This window comes from Pannonibacter sp. I15F10I1, assembly GCF_900185665.1.
In the GTDB taxonomy this organism is placed as follows: Bacteria; Pseudomonadota; Alphaproteobacteria; order Rhizobiales; family Stappiaceae; genus Pannonibacter; species Pannonibacter indicus.
This window is the reverse complement of sequence record NZ_FYAN01000026.1, coordinates 727848-740890: the sequence shown is the minus strand read 5'-3', so window position 1 is coordinate 740890 and position 13043 is coordinate 727848. Positions and strand designations below refer to the sequence as shown.

General features: G+C 64.2%; 10 protein-coding genes. 4 read left to right on the top strand and 6 right to left on the bottom strand.

Annotated elements, in window-relative coordinates:
- Positions 1–10 precede the first annotated feature (10 nt).
- The 3 genes from IF10I1_RS16665 to IF10I1_RS16655 form a co-directional block, all read right to left on the bottom strand.
- Positions 11–1936, bottom strand: a complete 1926-nt coding sequence (locus IF10I1_RS16665) for a methyl-accepting chemotaxis protein (protein WP_186393599.1) — start codon at positions 1934–1936, stop codon at positions 11–13.
- Between the two features lie 165 nt (positions 1937–2101).
- Entirely contained in the window at positions 2102–3109 is a 1008-nt protein-coding gene (locus tag IF10I1_RS16660) for a chemotaxis protein CheB (protein ID WP_186424582.1), read from the bottom strand.
- Positions 3106–3885, bottom strand: coding sequence for a protein-glutamate O-methyltransferase CheR (locus IF10I1_RS16655; protein WP_186415473.1), 780 nt, complete (start codon positions 3883–3885; stop codon positions 3106–3108). Before IF10I1_RS16655 ends, IF10I1_RS16660 begins: the two co-directional genes overlap by 4 nt.
- 221 nt (positions 3886–4106) lie before the next feature.
- On the opposite strand from IF10I1_RS16655, the gene IF10I1_RS16650 reads away from it, so the two are divergent.
- From IF10I1_RS16650 to IF10I1_RS16640, 3 genes are all read left to right on the top strand, one after another.
- On the top strand, positions 4107–5993 hold the full coding sequence (locus IF10I1_RS16650; RefSeq protein WP_186415474.1) for a sigma-54-dependent Fis family transcriptional regulator: 1887 nt from the start codon (positions 4107–4109) through the stop codon (positions 5991–5993).
- A 373-nt stretch (positions 5994–6366) separates the two neighbouring features.
- Positions 6367–7440: a 2,3-butanediol dehydrogenase gene (locus IF10I1_RS16645; RefSeq protein WP_186393595.1), complete on the top strand. Its 1074-nt coding sequence runs from the start codon at positions 6367–6369 to the stop codon at positions 7438–7440.
- 124 nt (positions 7441–7564) lie between these two features.
- Positions 7565–9367: an NAD(P)/FAD-dependent oxidoreductase gene (locus IF10I1_RS16640; RefSeq protein ID WP_186393594.1), complete on the top strand. Its 1803-nt coding sequence runs from the start codon at positions 7565–7567 to the stop codon at positions 9365–9367.
- A gap of 60 nt (positions 9368–9427) precedes the next feature.
- Here the strand turns inward: IF10I1_RS16640 and IF10I1_RS16635 are convergent, their stop codons facing one another.
- The 3 genes from IF10I1_RS16635 to IF10I1_RS16625 form a co-directional block, all read right to left on the bottom strand.
- Positions 9428–10420 carry an MBL fold metallo-hydrolase gene (locus IF10I1_RS16635; RefSeq protein ID WP_186393593.1) on the bottom strand — a complete coding sequence of 331 codons (993 nt, stop codon included), beginning with the start codon at positions 10418–10420 and terminating at the stop codon, positions 9428–9430.
- Between the two features lie 180 nt (positions 10421–10600).
- On the bottom strand, positions 10601–11503 hold the full coding sequence (locus tag IF10I1_RS16630; protein ID WP_244284737.1) for a LysR family transcriptional regulator: 903 nt from the start codon (positions 11501–11503) through the stop codon (positions 10601–10603).
- A 61-nt stretch (positions 11504–11564) separates the two neighbouring features.
- Positions 11565–12050: an Rrf2 family transcriptional regulator gene (locus IF10I1_RS16625; protein WP_186393591.1), complete on the bottom strand. Its 486-nt coding sequence runs from the start codon at positions 12048–12050 to the stop codon at positions 11565–11567.
- A gap of 109 nt (positions 12051–12159) precedes the next feature.
- Here IF10I1_RS16625 and IF10I1_RS16620 point away from each other — a divergent pair, with 109 nt between their 5' ends.
- Positions 12160–12846, top strand: a complete 687-nt coding sequence (locus IF10I1_RS16620; RefSeq protein WP_186393590.1) for a class I SAM-dependent methyltransferase — start codon at positions 12160–12162, stop codon at positions 12844–12846.
- The last annotated feature ends 197 nt before the right edge of the window (positions 12847–13043 follow it).

Below are 13043 nucleotides of genomic sequence, written 5' to 3'. Positions count from 1 at the left end.
CGTCCGCCAATCAGGCCATCTTGAAGGCGTCAATCCGCTGGCGCGTTTCATCGGCCAGCCGGGCGAGCTGCACCATCGTCGCGGTGATCTCTTCGGCGGCCGCCGAGTTGGAGTTGGCGATTGACTTCAGATCGCTGACTGTGCCGTCAATCTGGGTGATGGATGCGCGCTGCTGCTCGATTGCTGCCACGGAGGCATGGATCATCTGGGTGGTCTGGCGCGCTTCGCCGGAGATGCCCTCGATAGCCGCGCGCACCGTATCGGCGGCCTGCTTGCCTGCGATGCTGTCGCCGCTTGCCTGCTCGACGATTTCGGCGATCTGGTTGGCGTTCTGACCTGCGCTTTCAGCGAGCTTGCCAACCTCCTGCGCCACGACGACGAAGCCCTTGCCATGTTCACCGGCGCGGGCGGCCTCGATCGCCGCATTGAGCGACAGGATGTGGGTGCGGTTGGCGATCTGGGCGATCACCTGCGTGATCTGGTTCACCTTGCGGCTGTTCTGTGCAATCCGGTCAACCAGGGTTCCCATGGCCTCTACAGACGCAAGGCCACGCTCAACCAGCGCGGTTGCGTTGTCGGCCTTTTCGCTGGCCTGCCGGGTGTTGTCTGAAACCTCGCGGATCGCCAGCATGGCCTCCTTGACAGCGGTCGCAACCTGAGTAAGCGACGCGTTCTGCACGCGGGCGCCGTCTGCGACCTGCGACACGGCGAGGCTGGCCTCACCCACGGACATTGCCGTGCTTCTTGCTTTCTCCCCAAAATCGCGGAAGGAGGCATGAGACATGTCAAGCAGGCTATTCACCTGTTCGCCGATATCGCGCAGGAAACCATTCTTGCCCTCCAGCGGCACGCGCACGGTCAGATCACCCGCTGCGGCGCGGGAGATAACACCGCCGATCTCGCGTGTGGTCTCTTCGGCCTTCAGCATTGCTGCGATCTTGTCCGCATTCTCCTTGAAGACGTTGACGGCGGCTGCCATGCGGCCAATCTCGTTGCTGCTGCCAAGCCCAGGGATGACAACATTGCCGTCTCCTTCGGACAAGCGGGCCATAGCGTGGGTCATTTGTGTCAGCGGAGCGATGATCGACCGGGCGATCAGCACGGCGATGATCAGTCCGGCGAGAATGCCGCCACCGGCCAGAAGGGCAAGCTGCTGCTGCACGTCCGCTGTCTGATCCGCAACACTGGTGCTCAGGTCGGAAATGCGGGCCTGGAGGCGTTCGCGGAACTGGGCGATGCCGTCGAGGATCCCCCGCTCTTCCGGTGTGACGACATCCGCGCCGCCCAAGCCTGCTGCCTTGATAAGAGCAATCTGTTGATCCGACAGACTGACCGCTTCGCTCAGCAGAGTTCGTTCAGCGGTTGAGAAGGGCTGCGGCGTTACCCCGTCGAGGGCAGTCCGCGCGGCGGTGACTGTTTCCGGCGAGAAGGTATTGGCAGCAAGGATCACAGCCTCCACTGCCTTGCCCGCGTTGTCCCCAGCGCTGGAGGCAACCTGTGCGTCGGCCTTCAGTTTTGCAAGTTTCTCCGAGGCCGCAGTGATGGCGAGGCGGTCCTTCATCAGGCCTTCGGCCCGGGCCCGGAAAGCATCGAGATTTTGCCTTGTACTCTTCAGGATTTCAGCCTCTGGCTGACCGGCAATCAATGTTTCCGCCTTGGTCAGCGATTGCTCGATCAGCTTTGCTTGCGCCTGAGAGCGGTCGAAATCGGCTTCCCGTCCGAATGTCAGAACCGCATTTGTCCGAAGGCGGAAGCCGGTAAAATTCCGGTCGGTCAGGAACATTTCTCCCACCGCTCGGTAGAAACGGTCCATGTCAGATGACAGTTTTGCCAGATCCCGGACCGAGGCATAGCCAACGGCCGACAGCACGGCAAGCAGGACAAGCAGAACGGCCGCAAGGCCGTAAATGCGGGTCGACAGGGCTATGTTCTTCAAGCTGACCCCCGGGGTGGCCTGCTCCATTGTGGAGCAAAGGCAGTTTTTGCAGGCATGCCCGGTATTTAGTTTACGCGCGCGGGTGGTGTGGTGATCCACCCGAAAAGTTCCATGACTGCCATGCCCGATGAACGCAATCCTGAGAATGAAACGGCCTTTCGGCGCTTACAGCTGCGGCGCGCATAGTCTGAGGAGAGAGAGGGGGGGCGTTCCAGGATCGATTTTCTGGAGCATCGGCAGCCGGGCCAGGGCAGCGCCAGGCATTCCTGCGACCACACAGGTTTCGGGTGCCTGCACGAAGACGGGATGACCGGCCGCTGACAGTGCAGCGGCGCCAATGGCCCCATCTTCCCCCATGCCGCTGAGGATGAGAGCGGCCGCGGCGATGCCGGACGCGGCCGCCGAGAGCATCAGGGTATCTGCATTCGGATGAAACGGGCTGGATGTGAGGAGGGCAGGGCGCAAGCTGAGCGCACCGTCCTGGCGGCGCTGCAGCTCGAAGTCCTGTCCGCCGCGCAGCACGATCAGGTCACCTGCTGCCGGCAAATCCCGGCCTCCCGCCTCCCGAACCTGCCTGCCGGTGACTTCTGAGAGGTGGGCCGCGAAGGCCTGTGTTCCATGGCTCGGCATATGCTGGGCGATGATCCAGGGCGGGCCACCTTGAGGAATGGCCTGCAGCAGCTGAGCGAGGGCGCCCGGTCCTCCCGTGCTGCTTGCCACCAGCAGACAGGCAGGACGGGCCGTCCGGCCCGCATGCTGAGGCGCACGCCCTGATCCTTGCGCTCCTTGTGGCAGGTCCGGTGGGGCTGAATCTGGCTGCAGGGCAGTGGTGGGCAGCGTCTGGACGGTAAGCGCCCGCCGCAGACGGTCCGGCAGATCGCGCGCCCAGGTGCCGATTGGCGGGCCTGCGCTGACAGGATCGCGCGACAGGCGGATAAGCCGGGTTCCCAGCCGTGCCAGCGGTCCTTGAAGCACTGCCTCCGCTCCTTGCTGCTGCAGCATGGCCTCGTCGAGAACGACCAGTCCGGCAAAGCGGGCGTCAAGCGCCTGCACCAGCTCTGGCGCACTGGTGCTTTCACGCAGGTCCGCTGCCGGAAACGTCTCCGAGACCAAGCGGCGCAGGCCCGACCGCTCAAAGGCTCCGGGGGCAGCGATGATGACAGGCCGTTTCACGCGAGTGGCCTTGCCTGGGCTTCTGTCCTGCGCCAGAAGACAGCCCCTGGCGTTTCGACAGGCTCGAAAAGATCGGTTCTGCGCATGGTTTCTGCCGCTCCAAGCACCAGGACAGCTCCTTTCCGCATCGCCCCCGCAAGCTGCGACAGGGCCTTTGATGCCGCCGTTTCTGTAAAATAGATCAGCAAGTTGCGGCAGAATACAAGATCAGCCGGGCGCGTGCGCCAAGCGGCGGGCACCGGATCGAGCAAATTATGGATCTGAAAGTGCACCATGCTGCGCAAGGCATCCGGCGCCGACCAGGTCTCGCCACTGCGGCCAGGGAATAGACCGCGGGCGAACTCTGGCAGATCGCGGAAACTGCCCATGGCTTCAAGACGGGTATAACGGCCCTCAGTGGCCGCTGCGATGGCGGATGGGCTGATGTCGCTGCCCAGGATGCGGGACGCACCAAAGCCTTCGGAGTGAAGCAGGAAGGCCAGAGACCAGACCTCCTCCCCCGTTGCGCAGCCGGCACACCAGACCTGCAGCGTCCGCGGCGGAAACAGTATGCCTTCGCGCAGCAGTGCGCGCAGGGAATCCCATTGGGCACCATGCCGGAAAAAGGAGGTTTCCTGAACAACGAGGCGCTCGATTAGATCTGCATCGGACTGCAACGCCGGAGCTGCACCGGCGCTGCCGTATGCAGCGCCAAGCCGGTCCTGGATATAGGACGGGGCGATCCCGGTTTGCTGTGACAGGCGGTCGATGTGTGTCGTGGGGGCTTTGCTCATCATTGACAAGTTATCTCGTGCCTGGCGTGAAGACCATCAACTCCGCGGTATAAAGCAACGCTGGCAGCGGGAAGGCCTGCGGCTATACACATCGAAAAAAATTTCGCTCCGAGCCTCCGGAATACCGTATTGGGACGGCAGCCGGAAGATTAGGCAGTTCAGACAATCCCGGCTATGATCGGGCCAAAGATCACGGAAGGCAGTCCGGAGGGGCTGGTGATTTGATGGGCTTTTCCGATCACATCAAGGAAATCGAGCGCGTCGGCCAGGGCAGCAACACGGGCAGGGATGCCGTGGTCGTTGCCTCCTGGCGGCGCTGCCTCGAGACCTATCAGCTTGATCCGGCCAAGGCGCGGGAGGCGGTGATCGTCTCCGAGACGCGGCTGCGCGAGCACCGGCAGCAGGCCGAGGATCTGGTGCATATCGCAAGATCCGGTCTGGAGCGGCTCTACCGGCAGGTGGCGGAGCAGAATTATGTCCTGCTTCTTTCCGACCGGCAGGGCGTCACCGTCGAGTTTCTGGGCGATCCGTCCTTCAACAACAACCTGCGCAAGGCAGGGCTTTATCTGGGCTCCGAATGGTCCGAACCGCGCGCCGGAACCTGTGCGGTGGGGGCCTGCATCACCACCGGCGAGCCGCTGACGATCCACCAGACCGACCATTTCGACATCACCCACACGCCGCTGTCCTGCACCGCCGCGCCGATCTATGACACGCAGGGCGCGCTTGCGGCCGTTCTCGACATCTCGCTGCTCAGCTCGCCGATCCTCAAGGCCAGCCAGAACATGGCGCGCCATCTGGTGTCCTCCACGGTGCGGCGGATCGAGCTGGCCAATCTGATGGCCAGCAGCCGCCACGATCTGGTGCTGCGCTTTGCCGGAGCGCCGGAGTTTCTCGATGTGGACCCGGAAGCGGCGATTGCCGTTGACGGGGCAGGGCGCATCACCGGCATGACGCATGGCGGCGCAAAGCTTCTGGCTGGCTCGCGTGGTCTTGACTGGCGCAGGCCCGAACTGCTGCTGGGGCAACTGGTCACGGATTTCTTTGAAGCGGAGTTTGGCGAACTGGCTTCGCTGACCCGGGCCAGCCTGCCGCAGGACCGCAGGATTGCCCTGCGCGGCGGCGCGTTCCTCTATGCCCATGCCATCGAGCCGCAGCAGCGCATTGCAGGCCAGCCGGCGGCCCGCCTGCCGCGTGCCTTGCCCGCGCTGAGCCGGCTGGGCGGCGCCTGTCCGGCCATGGACAGCCTGCGGCGCAAGGTCATAAAGCTGGCGCCTGCGCGCCTGCCTGTGCTGCTTCAGGGGCAGACGGGCACCGGCAAGGAGCATCTGGCACGGATCATTCATGAGGTCAGCGGCGTTTCCGGCCGGTTCGTCGCCGTCAACTGCGCCGCCATCCCCGAACAGCTGATCGAGAGCGAATTGTTCGGCTATGCGCCGGGCGCCTTCACCGGAGCGCTTGCCAAGGGGCGCAAGGGGCTGGTGGAAGAGGCGAGCGGCGGCACGCTGTTCCTGGATGAAATCGGCGACATGCCCTTTGCCGCGCAGAGCCGGCTGCTCCGGGTGCTGGCGGAGGGCGAGGTTCTGCCCGTGGGCGGCTCCGTGCCGCGCAAGATCAGCTTCCGCGTCATCTCCGCCTCTCACCGGCCACTGGCAGCCCTTGTTGCGGCAGGCCGTTTCCGCGAGGATCTCTATTACCGGCTGAATGCCGCCGTTCTGCCGCTGCCGCCGCTGTCCGAGCGGGAGGACTTTCCCTGGCTGCTCGCCCGGCTCCTTGAAAAGCATGCCGCCGGAGGCCGCCCCTTGCGGCTTTCGCCGGAGGCAAAAGCGCTGCTGCTCGCCCATTCCTGGCCGGGCAACATCCGCGAGCTCGACAATGCCATCGCCTTTGCCGCTGCCCTTTGCGAGGATGGCGTGATCGGGGTGGAGGACCTGCCGGAGCAGCTGACCCTTTCGCCCCATGCTATCGCAGAAGGCAATGACGGGGACGGCCTGCGCGCCATGCTCTCCGCCTGCAAGGGCAATGTCTCTGAAGCTGCACGGCGGCTCGGCATCGACCGCACCACCTTGCACCGCCGGATGAGGCGCCTGGGCATCGGCCGCCCGCATTAGGGGGGCGCATTAGGGGGGGCGGAGCCTGTGATGGGCGCGAGTGTGGCATTGCCCGAGCCGCGCCACACTCGGGGCGCCGTCCCGGACGCAGCGGAGCGGAGGTCCGGGACCTACTCGTTTGCAGAGCGGTGAGACTGACGCGCGGCGCGGAGGCCTGCTCCGGGTATCACGAGTGCCGGTCCGTCTGCATCTCAGCGCCTCGCGATCAACCGCCGCACTGTGGCGTGCGCCGCAGCTGTTGCGCCACACCTGCGGCGCTTGCTGCCACCACAGGCGCTGAAAATCCTGCATTCTCAGTCCGCCTTCCCGCCGTGTGCGCTGGCACGGCCGTTGCAATTCCCCCTGGCATCAAGAAGCAGCCACAGGAGGAAACATGCGCGCGCTCAGATTTCATGCAGCCAAGGATTTGCGGCTTGAGGACATTCCCGAGCCGAAAAAGCCGGGACCGGGACAGGTGCTCGTCCGCAACCGGTTCGTTGGCATCTGCGGCACCGATCTGCACGAATACAGCTACGGCCCGATCTTCATTCCCACCGAGCCGCATCCCTTCACCGGCGCCCATGGCCCGCAGGTTCTCGGCCATGAATTCGGCGGCGTTGTCGAAGCCGTCGGGGACGGCGTCGCTTCGGTTGCTCCCGGCGACCGGGTGTCGATCCAGCCGCTCGTCATGCCGCGTTCGGGCGATTACTTCGCAGACCGCGGGCTGTTCCACCTCAGCCCGCAGCTCGCCCTCGTCGGTCTCAGCTGGGATGGTGGCGGCATGGCGGAGGCCGCTCTCGTCAACGAGTACAATGTCCAGAAAATTCCCGATGAAATGACGGATGAGGAAGCTGCGCTCGTCGAGCCCACGGCGGTTGCCGTCTATGCCTGCGACCGGGGCGGGGTGACGGCGGGCAACAGCGTGCTGGTGACGGGTGCAGGCCCCATCGGCATGCTGACGCTGCTTGCCGCCCGTGCCGCCGGTGCCACGCAGCTCTTCGTCTCCGATCTCAACGATGCAAGGCTGGAACTGGCCAAGGGTGTGCTGCCGGACGTCATCACCATCAACCCCAAGCGTGACAAGGTGGGCGATGTGGTCCGCTCGCTGACCGAGGGGCAGGTGGGCTGTGATGTGGCCATCGAATGCGTCGGCAATGAACACGCGCTGAAGGCCTGCGCCGATGCGGTGCGAAAGCAGGGCGTCGTCGTGCAGACGGGCCTGCATCCGCATGACAACCCGCTCGACTGGTTCCAGGTCACCTTCCGTGATCTGGAGATCAAGGGCTCCTGGGCCTATCCGACCCACTACTGGCCGCGCGTCATCCGCCTGATCGCCTCCGGCCTGCTGCCGGCGACGAAGATCGTCACCAAGCGCATCACGCTCGACACGGCAGTGAAGGAAGGCTTCGACGTGCTGCTCGATCCGGCAGGCACGCAGCTGAAGATCCTGATCGACCTGTCGAAATAATGATCTCCGGCCTGCGCCTGCCCGGGAGAGGAGCCTGGGCGGCGCCGGCCGGTTCGATCCCGGCGCGCCCCCGCAACGGGGGCATGCCACCTTGCAAACCCCAAGCACTCATGGAGGAGATGACATGCTTGATACCAGCCCAGCAACGAAGATCGATACCGCCCTTGCCAAGCTCGGCAAGGCGCTGGAGAGCGGCAACATAGAGGCCGCCGTGAACCTGTTTCAGGCCGAATGCTACTGGCGTGACCTTGTGACCTTCACCTGGAACCTGAAGACGCTGGAAGGCCACGGCGAGATCCGCAGCATGCTCACCAGTCAGCTGGCCGCCATCAAACCCTCCGGCTTCGTGCAGGACAGCAAGGAGGCCGCATCGGAGGCGGGCGGTGTTACCGAAGGCTGGTTCGAGTTCGAAACCGGCGCGGCGCGCGGCTATGGCCATATCCGCCTCAAGGACGGGCTGATCTGGACCCTGCTCACCACCATGAGCGAACTGAAGGGCCATGAGGAGCCCAAGGGCTTCCGCCGCCCCATGGGCGCCGAACATGGGCATGACCGCAACCGCAAGACCTGGAAGGAAAAGCGCGAGGCGGAGACGGCCGAACTCGGTTATTCGGTGCAGCCCTATGTGGTGATCATCGGCGGCGGGCAGGGCGGCATCGCCCTTGGCGCGCGCCTGCGCCAGCTGGGTGTGCCGGCCATCATCATCGAGAAGAACGAGCGGCCGGGGGACAGCTGGCGCAAGCGCTACAAGTCGCTCTGCCTGCATGATCCGGTCTGGTACGACCATCTGCCCTATATCCCGTTCCCGGAGAACTGGCCCGTGTTTACGCCCAAGGACAAGGTGGGCGACTGGCTGGAGATGTACACTAGGGTGATGGAGCTGAATTACTGGGGCTCCACCACGGCTAAGTCCGCGCACTATGACGAGAAGACCGGCGAGTGGACCGTCATCGTCGACCGTGCCGGAGAGGAAGTGGTGCTGCGGCCAAAGCAGCTGGTGCTGGCCACCGGCATGTCCGGCAAGCCCAATGTGCCGAAGTTCCCCGGACAGGACGTGTTCAAGGGCGAGCAGCAGCATTCCTCGCAGCATCCGGGGCCGGATGCCTATGCCGGCAAGAAGGTGGTGGTCATTGGCTCCAACAATTCGGCGCATGACATCTGCGCCGCGTTGTGGGAAGCGGGCGCCGATGTCACCATGGTGCAGCGCTCTTCCACCCATATCGTCAAGTCGGACTCGCTGATGGAGATCGGCCTCGGCGACCTTTACTCCGAGCGTGCGGTGCAGGGCGGCATGACGACCCGCAAGGCCGATCTCATCTTTGCCTCACTGCCGTACCGGATCATGCATGAGTTCCAGATCCCGATCTATGACAAGATCCGCGAGCAGGATGCAGACTTCTACGCGGCGCTTGAGAAGGCCGGCTTCATGCTCGATTTCGGCGATGACGGTTCCGGCCTTTTCATGAAATACCTGCGCCGCGGCTCGGGCTATTACATTGACGTGGGCGCCTGTGATCTCGTCATCGACGGCTCGATCAAGCTGAAGTCCGGTGTTGACGTGTCGCATCTGAGCGAAAGCTCCGTGGTGCTGAAGGATGGCACGGAGCTTCCCGCCGATCTGGTGGTCTATGCCACCGGCTACGGCTCGATGAACGGCTGGGCCGCCGATCTCATCTCGCGCGAGGTGGCGGACAAGGTTGGCAAATGCTGGGGGCTTGGCTCGAACACCACCAAGGACCCCGGCCCTTGGGAAGGCGAGCAGCGCAACATGTGGAAGCCGGTGCAGCAGGAGGCGCTGTGGTTCCACGGCGGCAACCTGCACCAGTCCCGCCACTATTCGCAATATCTCTCGCTGCAGCTGAAAGCCCGCCACGCCGGCCTCGACACCCCGGTCTACGGAATGACCAAGCCGCATCACCTGTCCTGATCCGGACCACTCCTGAAATCCAAGGCGCCCGCACCCCGGGCGCCTTGGTACCGATGGCGGTTACCGGACGATCCCGCCCTCGCCATCCGAGTAGTTCACCGGGATCCAGCCGAAGTGCTGGCCCTCTTGGAGGACATTCCCGATGCCGGGAAATGCGATGTGTGCACCGGCAACGAGGTATCCTTCGCTGACGGCTTCGGCGAAGGCTTTCCTGCGGGAGGCAACGGCGCCAGGCCCGTCCACATCGAACTCGATGGTCACCTCCGGCTGTTTGAACTGAACGATATCGCCATGGGTGATATCGCCCCAGAACACCAGCTTCCGGCCGCCACTTTCCACCACGATGGAGCTGTGGCCGGGCGTATGTCCGGGCCGCAGGATCGAGCGGAAGCCCGCGATGACCTCCGCATCATCTTCAAAGGCCGCCACCCGGCCTTGCTGCAGATAAGGCCGCAGACAGTCCTCCGCTTCCTGGAAAAGCTGCGGGTTCAGACCTTCCGGCCGCGCTTCTGCAGGCGTTTCCAGCCAGAAATCCAGCTCACGCTTTGGAACATGAAGGGTTGCATTCTCGAACACGGGTTTGCCGTCGCGGATGAGCCCGCCGGTATGGTCTGTGTGGACATGGGTCAGGATGACATGATCGACCTGGGCGGCGGTGTAGCCGGAGGCCTCGAGATTGGACATCAGATGCCCGGCTTCTGCACCCAGATAGTGCCCGGTGCCCGCATCGATGAGGACGAGCCGCGCGCCATCATTGACCAGAAACGCGTTGACCGATGTATCCGTTGGAATGTCCCGGTATGCCTTGCGGAGCAACCCGGCTGCGTCCTGCGCCATGACGCCCCGGTACATCTGCGGCAGAGGCAGCGGCAGCGTGCCGTCCAGAAGGGCCGTGATTTCCAGATCGCCAAGCGCCATCCGGTAAAAGCCGGGTGCCTGGAACTGCTGCTTTGGAGCCGCCGCGAAGGCGGAGGAGGGGAGGTTGGGAAGCGCTGCGGCTGTGGCCAGAACCGAAGCGCCTTTCAGGACGCCCCGTCTCGTGATGTTGTTCATGAAAAGCTCCGTCGGAACAATGACGCTGCCTGCGCCCTTCAGGGCCATGCAGCGTGTGCCGGGTGAAGCTAGGGGCTGGCAGTGCCGGGGATTAGCCGGTGAAGCTGGATCTCACTGTCAAGAATCCGGTTACAATCGATCGTTGACAAGCGGCGGTCCCGGGCGGTGTTTTCCGGTGGGTCAGGGCAACTGCAGGACTTCACCAAGATGCTCCGTCAGGTAGTCGATGAAGGCTCTCACCTTGAGAGGCTGAACCCGGCCGCCCGCTCTGACGGCATACAAGGTGGCGTCCGGGCCGGACCATTGCGGGAGGATGCGGACGACCTCGCCGGCCTCCACCGCGGCGCGCACCAGATAGGGGGTTGTCAGCTGAATGCCTTGCCCCCTGGCCAGAAACTCCAGCAAGGCTTCCGGGTCCGAGGCAACAACCGCCGGGTTGATCGGATAGTCGGCAACATCATTCTCAGCCATCAGCGGCCAGGAATGTTCGGGCCTGCCGTAGAACAGCTGCGTCACGAGGCAGTCATGGTCCTTCAATTGCGAAGGATGATCGGGCGTGCCGCGCCGTTCCAGATAGTGCCGCGAAGCGTAAAGGCCAGTGCCGATATCGGCGAGACGCCGGGCGGCGAGGTTGGAATCCGGCATCTGGCCGTTCCAGAGGCGGCAGGCCACATCGATGTTCTCGTGCACGATGTTCCTGATGCCGTGGTCGAGCAGCAGCTGCAGCTTGACCTGCGGATAGGTTTCGCGAAACCCGGCCAGAAGCGGGGCGAGGGTTTTGGTGGCCAACCAGTGCGGCGCCGTCACTCTGAGCCAGCCTGACGGCGTGCCATGCACCTGTTCGACGGCGCTTTCCGCATCGGAAATGAGGCGGACGAGGCCCCGGCACCGTTCGAAATAGATCGTTCCGGCCTCTGTCAGCCGGATGGTGCGGGTGGTGCGGTGGAAAAGCTTGACCCCCAGCCGCTGCTCAAGATCCTGCACCTTCTTGCTGACCCGTGCCTTGGATGTCCGCAGGCTTTCGGCCGCCGCCGTAAAGCTGCCCCGCTCGGCAACCTCGATGAAGGCCAGTGTATCGCTCATGTCCCGCAGCATCTGATGCTTCCTTCAAGACTCGTGGTCCGGCCGCATCTGCGGGGCCAGATCAGGCCCCCTTCAGGGTGGGAAGAGCCGCGCCCCCGGCAGCAGGCGCCCCGTTGCCGCACGCGCCGGAGGACGTTTCCTGAGCCTGCGGCATGAGCTGATCCAGCGTCACTTCGGCGAACCGGGCCAGCAGCAGGCTCTGCGCATTGTGCAGGGTGCCGGCCAGCGCCGCATTGGTGTTCCGTTCGATCATGCAGCCGGGATGGGCGCTGCGGGAGCCGATGGCGAAAAGCGCCGGGCGGCCGAGCGCCTCATAGACGGCAAGCAGCGTGATCTCACCAAGCGGCCGGGCCAGCTGCCAGCCTCCGCCGTGGCCCTTGCCGGAGGTGACATAGCCCGCCTTGCGCAAGCCGGCCATGGTCCTGCGGAAGACGGCCGGGTTGGTGCCCATGCTCCGGGCCAGAACCTCCGAGGTCAAGGGTTCCTCAACCTGTCCCATGTGCAGCAGCACATGCAGCACGTCCGAAAGCCTCGTGTCCTTGTTCATCACCTGCCTCTGCACCGGCCATCATGCTGCTGCATAACATGTATCAGTTGTTGATACGTGAGGAAATGCCGTGTTATGTATCAGTTAAAGTTACATGAAAGGATGCCCCATGACCCGCACGCCCAATTCCTTCATGGACCCGGCCGCCGTCGCCTCCTACCTGCGCGATACGCCCCGCAAGGTGCCGGGACTGGCGGATCTTCACAAGATGACGGCACTGCTCATTGCCGAAAAGGCTCGCCGCGCAGCACACATTCTGGTGGTGGGGGCAGGCGGCGGGCTGGAAATCCGGGCCATGGCGCAGGCGCAGCCGGACTGGCGGTTTACGGGTGTCGATCCGTCGCCCGCCATGCTGGGCATCGCCCGGCAGACACTTTCCGGCTGCGCGGAGCGGGCAGAGCTTATTTTGGGCACCGCCGTTGACGCCCCCCATGGCCCTTTTGACGGGGCCGTGTGCCTTCTGACGCTGCATTTCCTCAGCAGAGCCGAAAGGCTGCAGACCTTGCGGAACGTTCGCAGCCGGCTCAAGCCGGGCGGCATCTTCGTTGCGGCCCACCACACCAGCCCCGGCGGCGAAGCCGAAACCTGGCTGGCCCGCTCCGCCGCATTTGCTGCAGGTGCAACCGCGGATCCTCACAAGGCCGCAGCATCGGCCAAAGCCATGGCGGAGCGCCTGCCGCTGCTCTCTCCGGCGGAAGAAGAAGACTGCTTCCGGGAAGCCGGCTTCAAGACGCCAGCTCTCTTCTACGCCGCCCTGTCCTTCCGCGGCTGGGTCATGAGCGCAGAAGGGGGATGAGGCGGGAGGGGGCGGCACCCGTCTTTGCATCCCCTGCTGAGCCTTTTGCCCCGTTTGCAAAGGATGAGTGTGTACCGGGGGCAGAAAACGCTCGAATACCGCCTTCGATAGTCAGCGCCGTCCGCATGTGTTCAAGCAGCTGCTCCCGATCGGGCAAAGGCAGTGCGGTTGGACTGTCAACATCCCGTATTCAACGG